The organism is Pseudomonas sp. P1_F7 (assembly GCF_056405655.1).
This window is the reverse complement of record NZ_JBFUBR010000003.1, coordinates 176,966-195,202: the sequence shown is the minus strand read 5'-3', so window position 1 is coordinate 195,202 and position 18,237 is coordinate 176,966. Positions and strand designations below refer to the sequence as shown.

Annotated in this window: 14 protein-coding genes; 11 read left to right on the top strand and 3 right to left on the bottom strand. The window is 55.6% G+C overall.

The window, feature by feature from the left end; all coding sequences use genetic code 11:
- Positions 1-212 precede the first annotated feature (212 nt).
- Complete coding sequence (locus AC1D1M_RS04920; RefSeq protein WP_007987263.1) at positions 213-392, top strand: PA1571 family protein; 180 nt, start codon at positions 213-215, stop codon at positions 390-392.
- Positions 393-472: 80 nt separating this feature from the next.
- On the opposite strand, the gene pdxB is transcribed toward AC1D1M_RS04920, so the two are convergent.
- Positions 473-1,615 carry a 4-phosphoerythronate dehydrogenase PdxB gene (pdxB, locus tag AC1D1M_RS04915; RefSeq protein ID WP_477774772.1) on the bottom strand — a complete coding sequence of 381 codons (1,143 nt, stop codon included), beginning with the start codon at positions 1,613-1,615 and terminating at the stop codon, positions 473-475.
- Positions 1,616-1,812: 197 nt separating this feature from the next.
- Here pdxB and AC1D1M_RS04910 point away from each other — a divergent pair, with 197 nt between their 5' ends.
- The gene (locus tag AC1D1M_RS04910) at positions 1,813-3,222 is read left to right on the top strand and encodes an MATE family efflux transporter (protein ID WP_477774771.1); all 1,410 of its coding nucleotides are present in this window, start codon (positions 1,813-1,815) and stop codon (positions 3,220-3,222) included.
- A 44-nt stretch (positions 3,223-3,266) separates the two neighbouring features.
- Here the strand turns inward: AC1D1M_RS04910 and tusA are convergent, their stop codons facing one another.
- Together tusA and rlmM are read right to left on the bottom strand one after the other, a co-directional pair.
- Positions 3,267-3,518, bottom strand: coding sequence for a sulfurtransferase TusA (gene tusA / locus AC1D1M_RS04905; protein ID WP_056721984.1), 252 nt, complete (start codon positions 3,516-3,518; stop codon positions 3,267-3,269).
- A gap of 178 nt (positions 3,519-3,696) precedes the next feature.
- Positions 3,697-4,770 (bottom strand): 23S rRNA (cytidine(2498)-2'-O)-methyltransferase RlmM, encoded by a 1,074-nt coding sequence (gene rlmM / locus AC1D1M_RS04900; protein WP_154910041.1) that lies wholly within the window; start codon positions 4,768-4,770, stop codon positions 3,697-3,699.
- 223 nt (positions 4,771-4,993) lie between these two features.
- On the opposite strand from rlmM, the gene acnA reads away from it, so the two are divergent.
- From acnA to AC1D1M_RS04855, 9 genes are all read left to right on the top strand, one after another.
- Positions 4,994-7,735, top strand: coding sequence for an aconitate hydratase AcnA (gene acnA / locus AC1D1M_RS04895; protein ID WP_477774770.1), 2,742 nt, complete (start codon positions 4,994-4,996; stop codon positions 7,733-7,735).
- 221 nt (positions 7,736-7,956) lie between these two features.
- Positions 7,957-8,745, top strand: a complete 789-nt coding sequence (locus AC1D1M_RS04890) for a lysostaphin resistance A-like protein (protein ID WP_477774769.1) — start codon at positions 7,957-7,959, stop codon at positions 8,743-8,745.
- Between the two features lie 217 nt (positions 8,746-8,962).
- Positions 8,963-9,397 (top strand): low molecular weight protein-tyrosine-phosphatase, encoded by a 435-nt coding sequence (locus tag AC1D1M_RS04885; protein WP_477774768.1) that lies wholly within the window; start codon positions 8,963-8,965, stop codon positions 9,395-9,397.
- Between the two features lie 24 nt (positions 9,398-9,421).
- On the top strand, positions 9,422-11,659 hold the full coding sequence (locus AC1D1M_RS04880) for a polysaccharide biosynthesis tyrosine autokinase (RefSeq protein WP_477774767.1): 2,238 nt from the start codon (positions 9,422-9,424) through the stop codon (positions 11,657-11,659).
- A 54-nt stretch (positions 11,660-11,713) separates the two neighbouring features.
- Complete coding sequence (rfaH, locus tag AC1D1M_RS04875) at positions 11,714-12,220, top strand: transcription/translation regulatory transformer protein RfaH (RefSeq protein ID WP_477774766.1); 507 nt, start codon at positions 11,714-11,716, stop codon at positions 12,218-12,220.
- 612 nt (positions 12,221-12,832) lie between these two features.
- Positions 12,833-14,224, top strand: coding sequence for an undecaprenyl-phosphate glucose phosphotransferase (locus tag AC1D1M_RS04870; RefSeq protein WP_477774765.1), 1,392 nt, complete (start codon positions 12,833-12,835; stop codon positions 14,222-14,224).
- 155 nt (positions 14,225-14,379) lie between these two features.
- The gene (locus AC1D1M_RS04865; RefSeq protein WP_477774764.1) at positions 14,380-15,714 is read left to right on the top strand and encodes a UDP-glucose dehydrogenase family protein; all 1,335 of its coding nucleotides are present in this window, start codon (positions 14,380-14,382) and stop codon (positions 15,712-15,714) included.
- 31 nt (positions 15,715-15,745) lie between these two features.
- Positions 15,746-16,570 carry a glycosyltransferase gene (locus tag AC1D1M_RS04860; protein WP_477774763.1) on the top strand — a complete coding sequence of 275 codons (825 nt, stop codon included), beginning with the start codon at positions 15,746-15,748 and terminating at the stop codon, positions 16,568-16,570.
- A 36-nt stretch (positions 16,571-16,606) separates the two neighbouring features.
- Complete coding sequence (locus AC1D1M_RS04855) at positions 16,607-18,025, top strand: lipopolysaccharide biosynthesis protein (RefSeq protein ID WP_477774762.1); 1,419 nt, start codon at positions 16,607-16,609, stop codon at positions 18,023-18,025.
- The last annotated feature ends 212 nt before the right edge of the window (positions 18,026-18,237 follow it).

Sequence of the window (18,237 nt, the reverse complement as noted above, 5' to 3'; positions counted from 1 at the left end):
AATGGGGTGGCTCGCTGCAAATCACAATGAGTCAGGTTAATTATGTCCACCAACACTAGAGGCTAGACGCTATTGGTCTAAAGTTCGGGTAGCCACGCGAAGGCATTTCTGCTGGACTGTTTCTGTCCCCCCGGAAAGATCGCAGGGAGTTGTCATAGCCCGGTCACCTGGCGGTTCTACAGTAAGCAAACAACCTGATGAGGAGACAGGCCATGTCCTTGCAACACAGCAGCGATGACAAGATTCAAGTGATCCGCACGCAACCAGACCAGTCTCTGGGTTGCTCGATTATTGACGAGCAGGGTCGCGAAGTACCGATCACTGAAAAAATGATCCAGAAAGCTTGCAGCGAACTGGAAAAGCGATTGGTCAAACCTGCCGAACAAAAGTGATATAGCCACGGTCTTCTTGACCCGGCCCATTGTTGGCCGGGTTTTTTATGCCTGTTGCCCTGATATTGTGTTGCGGTCTATCAGATTGCCGTCGCGCCCAGCGCCGCCACAATCCTCTGTAACTCAGGCGCATCCCCGTCGATCCGCACCTGCAACCCGTCGATCTCACGGCGCAACGGGTATTGCTTGCGCAGCACATCGAATGCCGCACGCTGCTCGCTGACACTGCCGACCAGGCTGCGACGGAAATCCGCATCGTCACGACGCGGGTCATACACGCCACGGCACAGCATCGCCAACGCCCAGGCCGGGTCACTTTGCCCATTCAGGGTCACGTGCGACAGCCACGGTGCCGGCAGCAAATCGCTCAGGCTGACGCGGGCCGGTTGCCCGAGGAAATCACAATAGGCCTGATAAATCTGCGCAGTCCCCCGCTGCTTGCCGTCGAGGCTGTAACCGGCAATGTGCGGCGTTGCCAGCACACACAGTTCGGCCAGCGCCACGTCGACTTCAGGTTCGCCTTCCCAGACATCGAGCACCGCTTGCAGGTCTTCGCGCTCCAGCAGCACATCGCGCAGGGCCGCGTTGTTCACCACCGGTCCGCGACTGGCATTGATCAGCCAGGTGCCGGGCCTGAGTTGGTTCAGGCGTTTTTCATCGAGCAAATGCCAGGTCGATTGCTGACCCTGCTTGGTCAGCGGCGTGTGCAGGCTGATGACATCGCACTCTTCGATGATCTGCTCAAGGCTGACATAGTCACCGCCCTCAGCCGCCTGCCGTGGTGGATCGCACACCAGCACCTTCCAGCCCAGGCCTTGCAGAACCTTGATCAGCCGCCCGCCCACTTCGCCAGCACCGACCACGCCGTAGGTACGCCGGGTCAGGTCGACGCCTTCGATTTCGGCCAGGGTCAGCAAGCTGCCGAGCACATAGTCGACCACGCCGCGGGCATTGCAGCCCGGTGCGCTGGACCAGGTGATACCGGCCTGTTGAAAGTAATCCAGGTCCAGATGATCGGTGCCGATGGTGCAGGTACCGACAAAACGCACCTTGCTGCCTTCGAGCAGCGCGCGATTGACGTTGGTCACCGAACGCACCAACAGCACATCGGCCTGCTCGACCGTGGCACGGTCGATGGAACGACCCGGCACCCGGCGGATTTCACCGAAGCCTTCGAAGAAGGCATCGAGCAGGGGGATATTTTCGTCGGCAACAATCAGCATGGCAGGCTCCTTTGGCGGATCGGCAGTGTAGGCGTAGATGGCTGTACTGGGCCAGCACGCTTTAATCCCCTTGATTTGAACCACACCCGCTCCCACAGATGTTTGATTACAAATCCGCAACACGGGTCTTTTCCTGACTGGCGCGTCAACGCGTAGAATGCGCGCCTGCGCTTCGCAAACTTTTGGACGTTTCGCCCTTGAATTCCGTAACTGACCGCCCTGCTGCCCTCACCCTCTCCCGCCCGGCCCGGATTCGCCTGGAGCTAAAGACACTGCTTGGCCTGGCGATGCCGATCATGATCGCCCAACTGGCGACCACTGCCATGGGCTTCGTCGATGCGGTGATGGCCGGCCGATTCAGTCCTCGCGACCTTGCGGCGGTTGCCTTGGGCAACTCGATCTGGGTTCCGGTCTTTCTACTGATGACCGGCACCCTGCTGGCCACCACACCAAAAGTCGCCCAACGTTTCGGTGCCGGCACCCACAGTGAAATCGGTCCACTGGTTCGACAGGCGTTGTGGCTGGCATTGCTGGTCGGGCTCCTGGCAACGACTGCATTGCTGAACGCCGAACCCATTCTGCACATCATGAAGGTTGACCCGCAGCTGATCGGTCCGTGCATGCAATACCTGAACGGTATCGCCAGCGGCCTTCCCGCCACAGCTTTCTATTGCGTATTGCGCTGTTTCAGTGACGGCCTGGGCCGCACCCGCCCGGCCATGGTGTTGGGTCTGTGTGGTCTGGCCCTGAACATTCCACTGAACTACATCTTCATTTATGGCCACTTTGGCGTCCCGGCCATGGGTGGCGTCGGCTGTGGCTGGGCCACCGCCATCGTCATGTGGGTGATGACCCTGGGCATGGCCGGATGGGAGCGCTGGGCACCGGCTTATAAATCGAGTCAATTGTTCAGCCGTTTCGACTGGCCACAGTGGTCGGTAATCAAACGCCTGCTGGGCATCGGCCTGCCCATCGGCATCGCGGTGTTCGCCGAGTCGAGCATCTTCGCCGTGATTGCCCTGCTGATCGGCAGCCTCGGCGCCACTGTGGTGGCCGGGCATCAGATAGCACTGAACTTCAGCTCACTGGTGTTCATGATCCCCTACTCCCTCGGCATGGCCGTAACGGTTCGTGTCGGCCAGGCCCTTGGCCGTCAGGAACCGCGCGAGGCACGCTTCGCTGCCGGGGTCGGCATGGGCACCGCGCTGGCCTACGCGTGCCTTTCGGCGAGCATGATGCTGTTGATGCGCGAACACATTGCCGCGATCTACACGGCAGACCCGACCGTGATCCGGGTGGCGGCGATGCTGATTGTGTATTCGGCGCTGTTCCAGTTTTCCGACGCGATCCAGGTGACCGCCGCCGGTGCATTGCGCGGTTATCAGGACACCCGGGTGACGATGTTCCTGACACTGTTCGCGTACTGGGGGATCGGTTTGCCGGTAGGCTACGCCCTCGGCCTGACCGACTGGTTCGGCGCTCCGAGCGGGCCGAGCGGCCTGTGGCAGGGCTTGATCGTGGGCTTGAGCTGCGCCGCGCTGATGCTCTCGGTCCGCCTGGCGCGCAGTGCGCGCAAGCGGATCCGCATCAGCCATTCACCGGGCTGAACACAAAAAAAAGACCTGCACATGCAGGTCTTTTTTTATGTCCGTTAAACGGACTTCTTGCGAATCCAGTAGAGGTAGGTGCCCTCATCTTCGTGCTGCGCCACCAGTTCGTGGTCAAGAAACACACAGAACTTGGGAATGTCGCGACGGGTCGACGGGTCAGTGGCGATCACCTTGAGCAGACCGCCGGGCACCAGGTCACGGATGTGCTGGTGCAGCATCATCACCGGCTCGGGGCAGTTGAGGCCGGTGGCGTCGAGGGTGCCGTCTACCGGCGTATCAAGCATTTCACTCATGATTCACTCCTGAAACTGACCGGCATTGTCGCGCATTGCCGGGTGTAACGTCATCTATGGCATAACGCCGTACCCTGTGGGAGCGAGCTTGCTCGCGATGGCGTCAGGTCAGTCAACATTGATTTCAACTGACCCACCGCTATCGCGAGCAAGCTCGCTCCCACAGGGACTTGCGTGATCAGCGGGATTTCGGCTTCTTCACGTCGAGTCGACGCAAATGGCAAGTCACTTCCTCGCGGTCGTGGTACAGCTGCTTGCAGCCAATCTCGACCTTGATGCCCCGGGCCTTGAAGCCATCGGCAATGCGCTCGAGCAAGCGCTTCACTTCGGCATAGCGCTGTTTCATCGGCAGCTTGAGGTTGACCACCGCCTCGCGGCAATGCCCCTCGCCAATCCACTCTTCCAGCATCGCGGCGTTGCGCGCCGGCTTCTCGACGATGTCGCAGACCATCCAGTCCACCGGTTGCTTGGGCTTGAAGGTGAAACCATCGGCCATCAGATGTTGCACCAGCCCCGTGTCCATCAGGCTTTCGGCCATCGGGCCGTTGTCGATGGCGGTCACCAGCATGCCGCGGTTGACCAGTTGCCAGGTCCAGCCGCCGGGAGCGGCTCCCAGGTCAACGCCGGTCATGTCGCTGTGCAGGCGCTCGTCCCACTGGTCGCGCGGGATGAAGTGGTGCCAGGCCTCTTCCAGTTTGAGGGTCGAACGGCTCGGTGCCTCGCGGGGGAATTTCAAACGAGGAATGCCCATCGGCCACATGGCCGAGTTATTCGACTCGGCCAGGCCCATGAACACTTCACGACCGCTTTTGAACGTCAGCAGCAAACGCGGCTTGTGCGCGTCTTCCACCAGTTTGCCGGCGGCCATCAGCGCCTTGCGCAGATGAACTTCGAATTTCTTGCAGAAGTTCGACAGTTCCTTGCCATCGTTGGTGTCGACCATTTCCAGCCACAGGCTGCCGCACAGAGGAAAGTCCGCCATATGCGCGAGGATCACGCTGATACGGTCGGTTTCCGGCAGATCGATGAAGATCCCCCGGGCCCACTGGCGCGGGAAGATCAGCTCGGCGAAACGCTGCCCGCGCATCAGGCGCTCGGCGCCGTCTTCTTCGGTGCAGACGAATTCGGCGCAAGCCGTGGCGGCTTTGGCCTTGGCATAGCCGGCCACGTTCAACCGCGCCGCAAGGTCGGAAATCTCGGAACAGACTTCGCCTTCGAAGCCCGGCCGGCAATGCATGAATAGGGTGTTCATTCTTACTCCTGGGCAGATGGCGAGGAAATTCAGCCACTGCGCGATGCCCAGGCTTGCGCTAAAGCAAAGCCTGTCACGAAAACCGGCGCATGATAGCCGAGATCGGAACCTGGAGCTTGTCCATAGAGTCCAGTTATTAGCCAGCTACTGAAAACAGGGCTAGTTTTAATGCTCTGCCCGTCCCCTCTGTCCGTAGCCGTGCGGACTCAAAGGAGTGATCGCAATGCCGTCCCTCGATAGCCTGAAAACACTCAAGACCCTGCAAGTCGGCAACAAGACCTACCACTACTTCAGCCTGCCCGATGCCGCCAAAAGCCTGGGCGATCTGGACAAGTTGCCGATGTCGTTGAAAGTACTGCTGGAAAACCTGCTGCGCTGGGAAGACGAAAAAACCGTCACCGGCGCCGACCTCAAGGCCCTGGCCGCGTGGCTCAAGGAGCGTCGCTCCGACCGCGAAATCCAGTACCGCCCGGCGCGGGTGCTGATGCAGGACTTCACCGGCGTGCCGGCGGTGGTCGACCTGGCCGCCATGCGCGCGGCGATGGCCAAGGCCGGCGGCAATCCGCAGCGGATCAACCCGCTGTCGCCGGTGGACCTGGTAATCGACCACTCGGTGATGGTCGACAAGTTCGCCAGCAGCAGTGCCTTCGAGCAGAACGTCGACATTGAGATGCAGCGCAATGGCGAGCGTTATGCGTTCCTGCGCTGGGGCCAGAGCGCCTTCGACAATTTCAGCGTGGTGCCGCCGGGCACCGGGATTTGCCACCAGGTGAACCTGGAATACCTCGGCCGCACGGTCTGGACCAAGGACGAGGACGGCCGCACCTACGCCTTCCCCGACACCCTGGTGGGCACCGATTCCCACACCACCATGATCAACGGCCTCGGCGTGCTCGGCTGGGGCGTCGGCGGTATCGAGGCGGAAGCGGCGATGCTCGGGCAACCGGTGTCGATGCTGATTCCGGAAGTCATCGGTTTCAAACTCACCGGCAAGCTCAAGGAAGGAATCACCGCCACCGACCTGGTGCTGACCGTCACCCAGATGCTGCGCAAAAAAGGCGTGGTGGGCAAATTCGTCGAGTTCTACGGCGACGGCCTGGCCGATCTGCCGCTGGCCGACCGCGCGACCATCGCCAACATGGCCCCGGAATACGGCGCCACCTGCGGTTTCTTCCCGGTAGACGACGTCACGCTGGAGTACCTGCGCCTGTCCGGCCGGCCCCTCGAAACGGTGCAACTGGTCGAGGCCTACAGCAAGGCCCAGGGCCTGTGGCGCCTGCCCGGCCAGGAACCGGTGTTCACCGACAGCCTGGCGCTGGACATGGGCCGCGTCGAAGCCAGCCTCGCCGGGCCGAAACGCCCACAAGACCGGGTTTCGCTGCCGAATGTAGCGCAAGCCTTCAGTGACTTCATCGACCACCAATTCAAACCCACCAGCAAGGAAGAAGGCCGCCTGGAAAGTGAAGGCGGTGGCGGCGTCGCCGTCGGCAACGCCGATCTGGCGGGTGAAGCGGATTACCAACACGAAGGCCAGACCTATTGCCTGAAAAACGGCGCGGTGGTGATTGCCGCGATCACCTCCTGCACCAACACCTCCAACCCGAGCGTGATGATGGCGGCCGGGCTGGTGGCGAAGAAGGCCGTGGAAAAAGGCCTGAAACGCAAACCCTGGGTGAAGAGCTCGCTGGCGCCCGGTTCGAAAGTGGTCACCGACTACTACAACGCGGCCGACCTGACTCGCTACCTCGACGAATTGGGCTTTGCCCTGGTCGGCTATGGCTGCACCACCTGCATCGGTAACTCGGGGCCGCTGCCGGAGCCCATCGAAAAAGCTATTCAGAAAGCCGACCTGACCGTGGCTTCGGTGCTGTCGGGTAACCGCAACTTTGAAGGCCGGGTGCATCCGCTGGTGAAAACCAACTGGCTGGCCTCGCCGCCATTGGTGGTGGCCTATGCACTGGCCGGCACCGTGCGTATCGACATCAGCCGCGAACCCTTGGGCGAAGGCAAGGACGGTCAACCGGTTTATCTGCGCGATATCTGGCCGAGCAGCAAGGAAATCGCCGACGCGGTGAGTCAGGTCAACACCGCCATGTTCCACAAGGAATACGCCGAAGTGTTTGCCGGTGACGCGCAATGGCAGGCAATTGAAGTCCCGCAGGCGGCGACCTATGTCTGGCAGGACGACTCGACTTACATCCAGCATCCGCCGTTCTTCGACGACATCGGTGGCCCGCCGCCAGTGGTCAAGGATGTCTGTGCAGCGAACATTCTCGCGTTGCTCGGCGACTCGGTGACCACCGACCACATCTCACCGGCCGGCAACATCAAGGCCGACAGCCCGGCAGGGCAATACCTGCGCGACAAAGGCGTGGAGCCGCGGGACTTCAACTCCTACGGCTCGCGGCGTGGCAACCATGAAGTGATGATGCGCGGCACCTTTGCCAACATCCGCATACGCAACGAAATGCTCGGCGGCGAGGAAGGCGGCAACACCATCTACATTCCGACCGGGGAAAAAATCCCGATCTACGACGCCGCCATGCGCTACCAAGCCACCGGCACCCCACTGGTGGTCATCGCCGGCCAGGAATACGGCACCGGCTCCAGCCGCGACTGGGCCGCGAAAGGCACCAACCTGCTCGGCGTCAAAGCCGTCATCGCCGAAAGCTTCGAACGCATCCACCGCTCCAACCTGGTGGGCATGGGTGTGCTGCCGTTGCAGTTCAAGCTGGATCAGAACCGCAAGAGCCTGAACCTGACCGGCCGCGAAACCCTGGACATCCTTGGCCTGACCGGCGTCGAACTGACGCCGCGAATGAACCTGACACTGGTCATCACCCGCGAAAACGGCAGCCGCGAGAAGATCGAGGTGCTGTGCCGCATCGATACCCTCAATGAAGTGGAGTACTTCAAGTCGGGCGGGATTTTGCATTACGTATTGCGGCAATTGATTGCTTCGTAACTGACGAGCAATACACAGACAGACACCGCCTTCGGGCGGTGTTTTTGTTTTTGTCACCTACATCCCTATAATCGCGCGCCGCAATCCCTGTGGGAGCGAGCTTGCTCGCGATCGGTCGTTACATTCAGCATCAATGTTGCCTGACACTCCGTCATCGCGAGCAAGCTCGCTCCCACAGGGGATTAGGGGTGCACAGCGTAATCCCCACACAAGGACTTTACATGCTTGCCCTGCCATGGACTTTTCTGGCCCTGCTCTCCCTCGGCTACGGATTGGCGCTGACCTACGGCCACCTCGATTGGCTGGCGGCAATCTCGGTAATGCTGCTGTTGACCGCAGGCTTCACCGTTCGCCAACAAGTAATCCCTGGACTACGCATCCTCGGCCACGGCCTGTTCATCGTCCTGGCGCTGGCCCTGGCATTGCACTGGCTACCGGGCTTCCACAACGGTCGCGGCATTGCTCTGCAGCGCTTCAGCGAAAACGCCGTGTCGTTTTCCATGTTCCTGAACCTGGACAAACCCCTGATCGGCTTCTGGCTGCTACTGGCCTGCCCGTGGATAGTCGGTCGTCGATCGTTGCGCACCTCCGTGTACGCCACCGTTCTGGCACTGGCATTAAGTGCTGCTCTGGCGCTGGGCGGAGCGCTGCTGATGGGCATCATCGCCTGGGCGCCGAAATGGCCGGACCAGGCCTGGCTATGGATGCTCAACAACCTGTTGCTGGTAACCCTGGTCGAGGAAGCGTTGTTTCGCGGCTATATCCAGGGCGGACTGAGCCGGATCATGAAAACCCTGCCCCAGTGTGAAAACCTCGCCCTGCTGCTGGCGTCTCTGACTTTCGGCCTGGCCCACGCCGGGGCTGGCTGGCAATGGATTGTACTGGCGAGTCTGGCCGGGGTCGGTTACGGCCTCGCCTACCGTTTCGGTGGATTGGGCGCTGCCATCCTCAGCCACTTCGGCTTGAACCTGATGCACTTCGCACTGTTCACCTACCCGATAGCGGGATAGTCACCGCGACGAACCAAACAACCGTATGACAGAAAGTAATAGCCGAGCCTTGACCCTCCCCCCCCTACACCACTAGAGTGCACGCTTTTAAATGGCCCCGGTAGCAATAAGCCACCGGAGATAGCCGTACAGTTGCGCGGGAACGGAATCCACACGCCTTCTCCTTCCTCCTGCCTGTGCGGTTTTCACACTTGATATCGCAACTTGCGCAGCCCCTATGTTCAATAAAATCCTGGTCGTTTGCATCGGCAACATCTGCCGAAGCCCCACCGTCGAGGCCCTGCTGAAAAGCAGACTGGCCGAGCGCGGCATTGATGTGAGTTCAGCAGGCATTCACGCCCTGGTGGACAAACCCATGGACAGCACCGCACTGGAAGTCTTGCGCGAACACCATGGCGACCACCCGGACCACAAAGGCCGGCAACTGACCCGCGAACTGCTGCAACAGGCTGACCTGATCCTCACCATGGAAACAGGCCACGTTAAACGCATCGTGCAAATGGCACCGGAAGCCCAGGGTAAAACGTTCCTGCTGGGCAAGTGGCAGAACAACCAGGAAATCCCCGACCCCTATCGCCAACAGAAGGTCGCCTTCGAACACGTCTACCAACTGATGACGCAAGGCGTCGACAGCTGGTCGCAAAAACTATAATCACCCCTTGTAAAAGTACCCCGCATGCAAAGCCCAAACAGCCTCCCCATCCAGGAACACCGCGACGACGATGACGACATCGATCTGCTCGCACTCTTCGGCACCTTGATCGATAGCAAGTGGATCATTGTTGGCATCACCGCGTTCTTTTGCGCGATGGGTGTTGCGTATGCCTTGTTGTCGACGCCGGTTTACCAGGCGAATGCGCTGGTTCAGGTTGAAGAGAAAAAAGGCGGCATGGCTGCGCTGGGCGGCATGGGGGAAATGAGTGAGATGTTCGGCGGAACTTCTCCGGCAGTGACTGAAATTGAGCTGCTTAAATCCCGCGCGGTACTGGGCAAGGCTGTGGAGAACCTGAAACTCGACATTATTGTTGAGCCGAACTATTTCCCGCTGATTGGCCATTTTCTGAGCCGGCGCTTTGAGCCGCTGAGTGAAAACCAGATGGCCTCGCCACTGCTCGGTCTCAACAGCTTCACTTGGGGTGGAGAAAAACTCGATATCTTCCAACTGGAAGTGCCGGATGCTTACCTGGGCAAGGGGTTGACACTACGCTCTGAGGGAAATGGTGCCTTTACTCTGCTGAATGACGATGACGAAGTCCTTCTTCATGGTCAAGCAGGTGAGAAACTGGAGCAAAATGGCTTCAAACTGCAAGTTTCGACACTGAATGCCAACACCGGCGCTCTATTCACTGTTACCAAGCAGCGTCGCCTCAATACCATACTGCAATACCAGGAAGATGTATCGGCCAACGAGCGCGGCAAAGAATCCGGCATCATTGCGCTGTCGTTAGAGAATGAAGATCCAGATCTGGCCAACAAAGTACTGGATGAAATTAACCGTCTTTACGTACTGCAGAACGTGCAGCGTAACTCCGCCGAAGCCGCGCAAAGCCTGGACTTTCTGCGCAGCCAGTTGCCGGATGTGCGCAAACAACTTGAGAAGGCCGAAGGTCAGTTGAATGCCTACCAGAGCAGTGCTCGCTCCGTAGACATCACTATCGAAACCAAAGCTGTACTCGATCAGATCGTAGCCCTGGAAACCCTGATTTCCGAGTTGAAGCTCAAGCAAGCCGAGATGGAGCACCGCTTCACCCGCGAACATCCATCCTACCAGGCACTGATGACCCAAATGGGTCAGCTGGATCAGCAGAAACGCGGGCTGGAAAAGAAGGTTAAAAACCTGCCAGAAACCCAGCAGGAATTACTGCGCCTGACCCGTGACATGCAAGTCACCACCGACATCTACACTCAGTTGCTGAACAAAACCCAGGAGCTGGATATTGTCCGAGCCGGTACGGTAGGTAACGTCCGCGTGATCGACTCGGCGGATGCGAACATCGAAAAACCGGTGAAACCGAAAAAAACGCTGATCGTTTTGATCGCAACGCTGCTCGGCGGCCTGATTGCCGCGGCCTACGTACTGGTTCGTAAAGCGATGAATCGTGGCGTCGAAGACCCAGAGGTCATCGAGCAACTCGGCATCCCGGTTTACGCGTCGATCCCTCTCAGCAAGGGCCAGTCCCAGATTGAAAGTACGTTGAAAGGCAACAACCGCGCGTCTACCGGCTCGCTGTTGCTAGCCGTGAACAACCCTGCCGACCTCGCCGTCGAATCGTTGCGCAGCCTGCGTACCAGCCTGCACTTCGCGACCCTTGAAGCGAAGAACAACATCCTGATGATTTCCGGCCCAAGCCCGGCCGTAGGTAAATCCTTCGTCTCGTGCAACCTGGCCGCGATTATTGCCCAGACCGGACAAAAGGTGCTGCTGGTCGACGCCGACATGCGTAAAGGCTACCTGAACAAAATGTTCCGCTTGGACGTGAGCAACGGCTTGTCCGACCTGCTCGCCGGCAAAATTGACTTGAACAAGGCAACCCACTCCACCGAAGTGGACAACCTGCACGTCATCACCCGCGGGCAAATCCCACCTAACCCGTCGGAATTGCTGATGCACAGCAACTTCACTCAGTTCCTCGAGCAAGTCAGCAGCCAGTACGACCTGGTGATCATCGATACCCCGCCAATCCTCGCAGTGACCGACGCAGCCCTGGTAGGCCGCCAGTCCGGCACGAACCTGATCGTGACCCGTTTCGGCGTAAACGCCGCCAAAGAGATCGCAGTGACCAAGCGCCGCTTCGAACAGAACGGCATCGTGGTCAAGGGTGCAATTTTCAACGCCGTGGAACGCAAGGCTTCAGCGTACGGCTACGGCAGCTACAGCTACTATCAATACGAATACGCCTCGGACAAAAAGTGACACCGGACATCAGGGCAGCGCCGCTGCCCTGATTCACCCATGAGAGCCCTTAGCATGCCTCGCCCGCATCCTCCCCCACGCTGGTACCTGATCCAGTGCAAACCCCGGCAAGACGCCCGCGCCGAGGAAAACCTGATTCGCCAGGGCTTCACTTGCTACCGACCAACCCAACGGATCGAACGTATTCAGCGCGGTCGCCGCAGCACGTCAGTGGAGTCTCTCTTCCCCGGCTACCTTTTTATCCAGCTCGACCAACTCAACGATAATTGGCACCCGATCCGCTCTACCCGCGGAGTAAACCAACTGGTGACGTTCGGTAAACTACCGATTGCGGTCGCTGACGATCTCATCGAGCAATTGCAACAGCAACTCAACGAGGTACCCGTAGAGTCCGCAGCATTCGAACCCGGCGACAGGGTGCGCATCAACCGCGGCAGCTATAAGGAACTGGAAGCGATTTTCCTGGCCCGCGACGGTGCCGAACGCATCGTGATCCTGCTCCAGCTCCTGCATCGCGAACACACCCTCAGCGTCCCGATCGACGCAATAGAAAAAACCTGATCACCCCTATCGTTTTGCTCACCTAAAACAACAAAAATAAATATCAATGACTGACTTGTGAGTGCTGAAATTGCTTGCAATGTCGAACCATGCCCGAACCACAGCAAATCTGACTGAAACCGCTCCTCGCCCAATAAAACGCCACTTTTAATGGATCGATCCTACAAATCCGTCTTCACTTTTCCTACGAACTCAGTAGAATGCACCCTCGGCTGAGGTTAACCACTTCATTCCGGCAGGATGCCTTGCACAGCCCCCGTTGTGCAGCAGTCAAGGAACAGACGCATAGTCCTCTGCTGAGCCATGGCTCGGCCTGCCCGATTGACTCCCTCATCCCCCAAATAAACTGCCAGCGCTCGCGCATCGGCGCATTCGTCGCACCCACGGCGCACGTTCTCAGGAAACCAACGGTCAATCCTGGGGCGGTAGCGTGCCCAAAACCTTGATATTGGCCAAGGCGAGTGCGTTCCCTGTCACGGATAAGGGAACGCCACGACACAGACCGGCTTGTGCCAGAGGCTCAAACAGCAACCAAAGCTGCATGGCGTGAACACTCCAGGCTGCTGGCATACCCAGGAAGGCTATGTCCAAATCGACGCAAGGGAGATTATTGTGATTCGCAAGCGCAACACCACGCTACCAGCCGGTCGCGGTCTTACGTTCTGGACCCAATGGCTTGCCGCAATCTCCGCACTCATCCTCCTGCTCTGTGCACTGGCAACCATCAAGACCGGGGAAGTCGAAGCCCACTACCGCATACTCGCGGCATTCATACTGCTCGGCTCGGTACCCTCCTACTCCATGATGCAGGTCTACCATAAACACCATGGCTATTTGGTAGGACTAGGCCGATTGTTGGCTGGCTGGCTGGTACTACTCTCCGGCTTGACCGTCGTGGCGTTTATCACCAAAACCAGTGAGCTTTTTTCCCGCGAAGTCATCATCATTCTCGCGATTGCCGGTTTCGCACTCCAAGCCTGCCTCTATATGCCGCTGCATAACCTCTCCCGGCGTTACCAGCAAAAGCTGCAAGCCGCCCGCACCTCGCTGATTATCGGCACCGGCGACCTGGCCCAAGAACTCGCGGACAAATTGGTTCGCAATAGAAACGAACCACTGGTTGGCTTGGTAGCCGCGGACGACCAACCCTCGCCCAGCAATGGCCTGTACCCGGTGATTGGCAGCCTTGCCCACCTGCGGGACCTGATCGCAACCCACCAGATTCGGCGCCTCTACATCGCATTGCCGCTGACAGAAGCCGAACAGATCGAAGGCCTGTATATCGACCTGCTGGACTCCAGCGTCGACGTCATCTGGACCCCAGATCTGCAAAGCCTGATCCTGCTCAACCACTCCGTAAGTGATATCGAAGGCCTTCCCGCAATTCACTTGAATGAGAGCCCACTGACGTCCTACCCCACCGCCGCCGCCTCTAAAGCGATAATGGACCGGACCGTAGCACTCATCGCGATCATCCTCCTCAGCCCCGTCCTGCTGGTCACCGCCATCGCCGTCAAATGCTCATCCCCTGGCCCGATCCTGTTCAAACAGAAACGCCACGGCTGGAACGGCAAGATCATCAAGGTCTGGAAGTTTCGCTCGATGCGTATGCACGACGACCAGGAAGTCAAACAGGCCAGTCGTGAAGACCCCCGCATCACCCGTGTCGGCCAATTCATCCGCCGCACTTCCATCGATGAATTGCCACAACTGTTCAATGCCTTGCAAGGCCGCATGTCACTGGTAGGCCCCCGCCCTCACGCCGTGGCGCATAACGATTACTACACAGGAAAAATCGATGCCTACATGGCTCGACACCGAATCAAACCGGGGATTACCGGACTTGCTCAAATCAGTGGTCATCGCGGCGAGACAGAAACCATCGACAAGATGGAAAAGCGTGTAGAGCTGGATCTTGCGTATATTAATAACTGGTCATTGTGGCTGGATATCAAGATATTGATCAAGACGCCGTTCACATTGCTATCGAAAGATATCTATTAAAGAGCTCCACTTCTCACCTGCAGAAGCTTCGCCCCGTCGCGAAATGAAAAACATTGTTTGTAGGAACAATCTTACTCGCGATGCACTGCTTAAGATGCCAATGCATTTAAACCTATTTTACCTTTCCATTCGCTACACGCTCAAAGGGAATCGACATGAAAGTCACAGTTTTCGGCATCGGTTATGTCGGCCTGGTTCAGGGCGCCGTTCTCGCAGAGGTCGGCCACGATGTGGTCTGTATTGATGTCGATGCCAACAAGGTCGAACGCCTAAAGCAAGGCCATATACCAATCTACGAGCCAGGCCTCGAAGCACTAGTAAAAGAAAATCACGCAGCTGGCCGGCTGAATTTCACCACTGATGCAGTAGCAGGCGTAAAACACGGCGAAGTCCAGTTTATTGCCGTGGGCACGCCTCCAGACGAAGACGGCTCAGCCGACCTTAAGTATGTTCTCGCAGTAGCAGAAACTATCGCGCAGCATATGGAAAACCATCAGGTCATAATCGACAAATCTACCGTCCCTGTAGGCACTGCCGACAAGGTCAGCGCTCGTATGACTGAAGTCCTCGCCCAGCGAGGCCGAGATGACTTGATATTTGACGTAGTTTCCAATCCCGAATTCCTCAAGGAGGGCTCAGCCGTCGCCGACTGCATGCGCCCTGACCGTATCATCATTGGTACCAGCAGTTCGAATAGCGAAGAAGTGATGCGCGAGCTATACGCACCCTTCAATCGCAACCATGAAAAGATCATCGTCATGGATGTGCGCAGCGCAGAACTGACCAAGTACGCCGCCAACTGCATGCTGGCTACAAAAATCAGCTTCATGAATGAAATGGCCAACCTCGCGGAAATGCTCGGTGCCGATATCGAGATGGTGCGCCAAGGAATCGGCTCCGACCCACGCATCGGCTACCACTTTCTGTATGCCGGCGCAGGCTACGGCGGTTCCTGCTTCCCGAAAGATGTACAGGCACTAGTCCACACCGCCGACAGCATCGACTTCGATGCCAAACTGCTTAAAGCCGTGGAAAGCCGTAATAACGAACAGAAAACCGTATTATTCAGAAAAGTCCACGGACACTTCAATGGAGAACTGTTCGGCAAGACTTTCGCCCTCTGGGGCCTTAGCTTCAAGCCCAATACCGACGACATGCGCGAAGCGCCAAGCCGTGTATTGCTGAAAGCGCTGTGGAAAGCCGGCGCCAAGGTGCAAGCCTATGACCCGGAAGCCATGGAAGAAACTCAGAGGATCTATGGCAACCGTGATGACCTGAGTCTCTGCGGCACTAAGGAAGCAGCATTAAAAGGTGCGGATGCTTTGGTGATTGTTACCGAGTGGCAAACATTTAAGGCACCAGATTTCGAGCTCATCAAGCAGCAACTAAAAAATCCGATAATCTTTGACGGACGAAACCTCTTTAACCCCAAAAAAATGAGTGCCAAGGGAATCATCTACCGTTCCATCGGCCAAAAAACCGAAAATTGATCAGCATGCAATAAATTATTCAGAGAGCATTATGGCATTTATCACAATAAACTTAACAACAACCGAGTCTCGACAAAATATTTGTGCACAAGCCGTGCTATCTTTGATGCAACAAAGTGTCACGCCAAACAAAATACGAGTTTGGATATCAAGTGAAGCATATCTTTTCGACACGGGATTTCGGGATATCCCGACTTGGGCCGCCGAACTTAACAAAATAAAAAACTTAATAGAAATTTTATGGACAAAAAATACGGGGCCATATCGAAAATTAATTCCAGCCCTGAAAGCAGCAACAGTAGAAGATGTAATCATTACTGCGGACGATGACATAATCTATGGCGAAAAGTGGTTGGAAAAGTTGCTATTATGTTCCGAAAAGAATCCTGACATGATTATCGCAGCTCGCACAAGAGCAATAACATATAATTGGTTCGGAATTCCAAAATCATATATGCACTGGCCAATAATTAGGAAAAACAAAGAAATACCTGACGACTTCGTTATCACACACGGCGGCGGTGCACTTTTCAAAAAAAACTTTATCAGTGAAGCTCTTCTGAACGATGAATCATATTTAACGATCTGCCCAAAAACCGATGACTTATGGTTTTCGATGCTAGCAATGAAGTCATCTAAACACGTTTATGTATGTGCGGATGCTCTCATCGATATTTTTTTCATTTCCCACGAAGAGGGACTCGCCAATCAAAATACACTTACTCAAGCAAGAGGACTCTTAGCAAAAATTTATAACAAACTAGTTTTAAATATACTAGGAAGACTTGGGGTTAAAATTTGCGGCAATGACGACGCCTATAAAAAAATTCAAGCTTACTCAAAATCAATCAATTAAAATAAATACTATAAATACAAATCACAAGACGCTCAATTGAACGCAAAAAAAATAGTCGAATTCTCCCTGGGACCTATCGGCGGCGCTGCCCTTGGGATAATTACATTACCTATTATAGCTTGGAATTATTCAACTGAAGATGTTGGACGAATAGCTATGCTTCAGGTCGTTTCTAGCTTCTGCATTTTGCTGTTTAGTCTAGGATTAGATCAGGCATATGTGCGTGAGTATCATGAAACAGACAACAAATCAACTCTACTAAAGTTAACATTATTTCCCGGCTTATTGCTGCTATCGCTCACTTTGGCCTTTTGTTTTTTGACACCAATCTCTATGTCGAGTGTTCTTTTCTCGATCGATAGTAAGTCGATAAGCGTACTGGTTGGATTGTGCATTTCTACCGCATTTTTCTCCCGCTTTCTCTCTCTAATTTTGCGAATGCAAGAAAGAGGACTGGCTTTTTCTATGAGCCAGATACTACCAAAGTTACTATTTGTCGCCATAATTGGCGCTTATGCTATTTTTTCGTTCGGATTAGATTTCTTCCACTTAGTACTCGCACATACACTTTCGAGTGTGGCAGTGGCTTTTGTTTGTGCTTGGAACACACGAAGCGAATGGCTTTCTGCATACAATCAAGATATTGATAAACAAAAGCTGAAATCTTTATTGGAATTTGGTAGCCCACTGATTTTAGGTGGATTGGCCTTTTGGGGGCTGACCACTATGGACAAGATATTCTTAAGAAACCTGTCCTCGTTCGATGAACTTGCGATTTACTCAGTTACTTCCAGCTTCGCTGCGGTAGCAGTTATCTTTCAAAGTGTATTCTCAACAGTTTGGGCTCCAACTGTCTACAAATGGGCAGCGGAAGGAATAAACTTAAAAAAAATAGACACAATAACGGAGTATATGCTAGCCGCAGTTGTTGTCGCATTTACACTAACAGGCCTACTATCTTGGTTAATTGAATATTTTCTTCCTGAAAAATATAGTTATGTCCAGTACATATTGCCAGCCTGTATGGCCTACCCTCTTTTTTATACTCTTTCCGAAACAACGGTTGTTGGACTTGGTGTGACCCGCAAAAGCTCGCATTCAATGCTTGCATCAATCATCTCTGTTTTCTTTAATGTTATAGGCAACTATTTATTTGTCCCGTCCTTAGGAGCATCTGGCGCGGCGATTTCTACCGCAATCTCGTTTTGGATATTCCTCGTTTTGCGAACCGAACTATCATGCAGAGCATGGAGGCCACTTCCAAGACTTAAGTTATATTCATGTACTTTGGCCTGCCTATTAATGGCGATATTTTTTTCTCTTAAAGGGCAAGAATACACACTAGTATTCCTTGTATTGTGGCTGTTATCCTTATTAATATTTGCCATGACATTTAAGAACGCCTTCAARGTCCTCATATCTGCATTAACTAAATTAGTACAACATCGCAGCTAACTAAACGTCCAATAAGCATCAAGCACTTTTCTAAATAGACCCCCCCCCACCCTGAGCAAGTCGCATGCATCAGATGCGTTTTTCCACACTGAGCACAACCGCAAACATGTACGTTTTATGTCCGAGATTGGAGTAAGTCGTGCTCAGCGTACGACTGCTGGTATTGATTGAAACGTCCCAATACCCAGATTACAGTTAGCCATAGAAAAATA

What these genes read in the sequence shown, in the direction of transcription:
- AC1D1M_RS04920 (WP_007987263.1), top strand. Translation starts at nt 213, where the DNA reads ATGTCCTTGCAACACAGCAGCGATGACAAGATTCAAGTGATCCGCACG.
- pdxB (WP_477774772.1), bottom strand. Translation starts at nt 1,615, where the DNA reads ATGCTGATTGTTGCCGACGAAAATATCCCCCTGCTCGATGCCTTCTTC.
- tusA (WP_056721984.1), bottom strand. Translation starts at nt 3,518, where the DNA reads ATGAGTGAAATGCTTGATACGCCGGTAGACGGCACCCTCGACGCCACC.
- rlmM (WP_154910041.1), bottom strand. Translation starts at nt 4,770, where the DNA reads ATGAACACCCTATTCATGCATTGCCGGCCGGGCTTCGAAGGCGAAGTC.
- acnA (WP_477774770.1), top strand. Translation starts at nt 4,994, where the DNA reads ATGCCGTCCCTCGATAGCCTGAAAACACTCAAGACCCTGCAAGTCGGC.
- AC1D1M_RS04890 (WP_477774769.1), top strand. Translation starts at nt 7,957, where the DNA reads ATGCTTGCCCTGCCATGGACTTTTCTGGCCCTGCTCTCCCTCGGCTAC.
- AC1D1M_RS04885 (WP_477774768.1), top strand. Translation starts at nt 8,963, where the DNA reads ATGTTCAATAAAATCCTGGTCGTTTGCATCGGCAACATCTGCCGAAGC.
- AC1D1M_RS04880 (WP_477774767.1), top strand. Translation starts at nt 9,422, where the DNA reads ATGCAAAGCCCAAACAGCCTCCCCATCCAGGAACACCGCGACGACGAT.
- rfaH (WP_477774766.1), top strand. Translation starts at nt 11,714, where the DNA reads ATGCCTCGCCCGCATCCTCCCCCACGCTGGTACCTGATCCAGTGCAAA.
- AC1D1M_RS04865 (WP_477774764.1), top strand. Translation starts at nt 14,380, where the DNA reads ATGAAAGTCACAGTTTTCGGCATCGGTTATGTCGGCCTGGTTCAGGGC.
- AC1D1M_RS04860 (WP_477774763.1), top strand. Translation starts at nt 15,746, where the DNA reads ATGGCATTTATCACAATAAACTTAACAACAACCGAGTCTCGACAAAAT.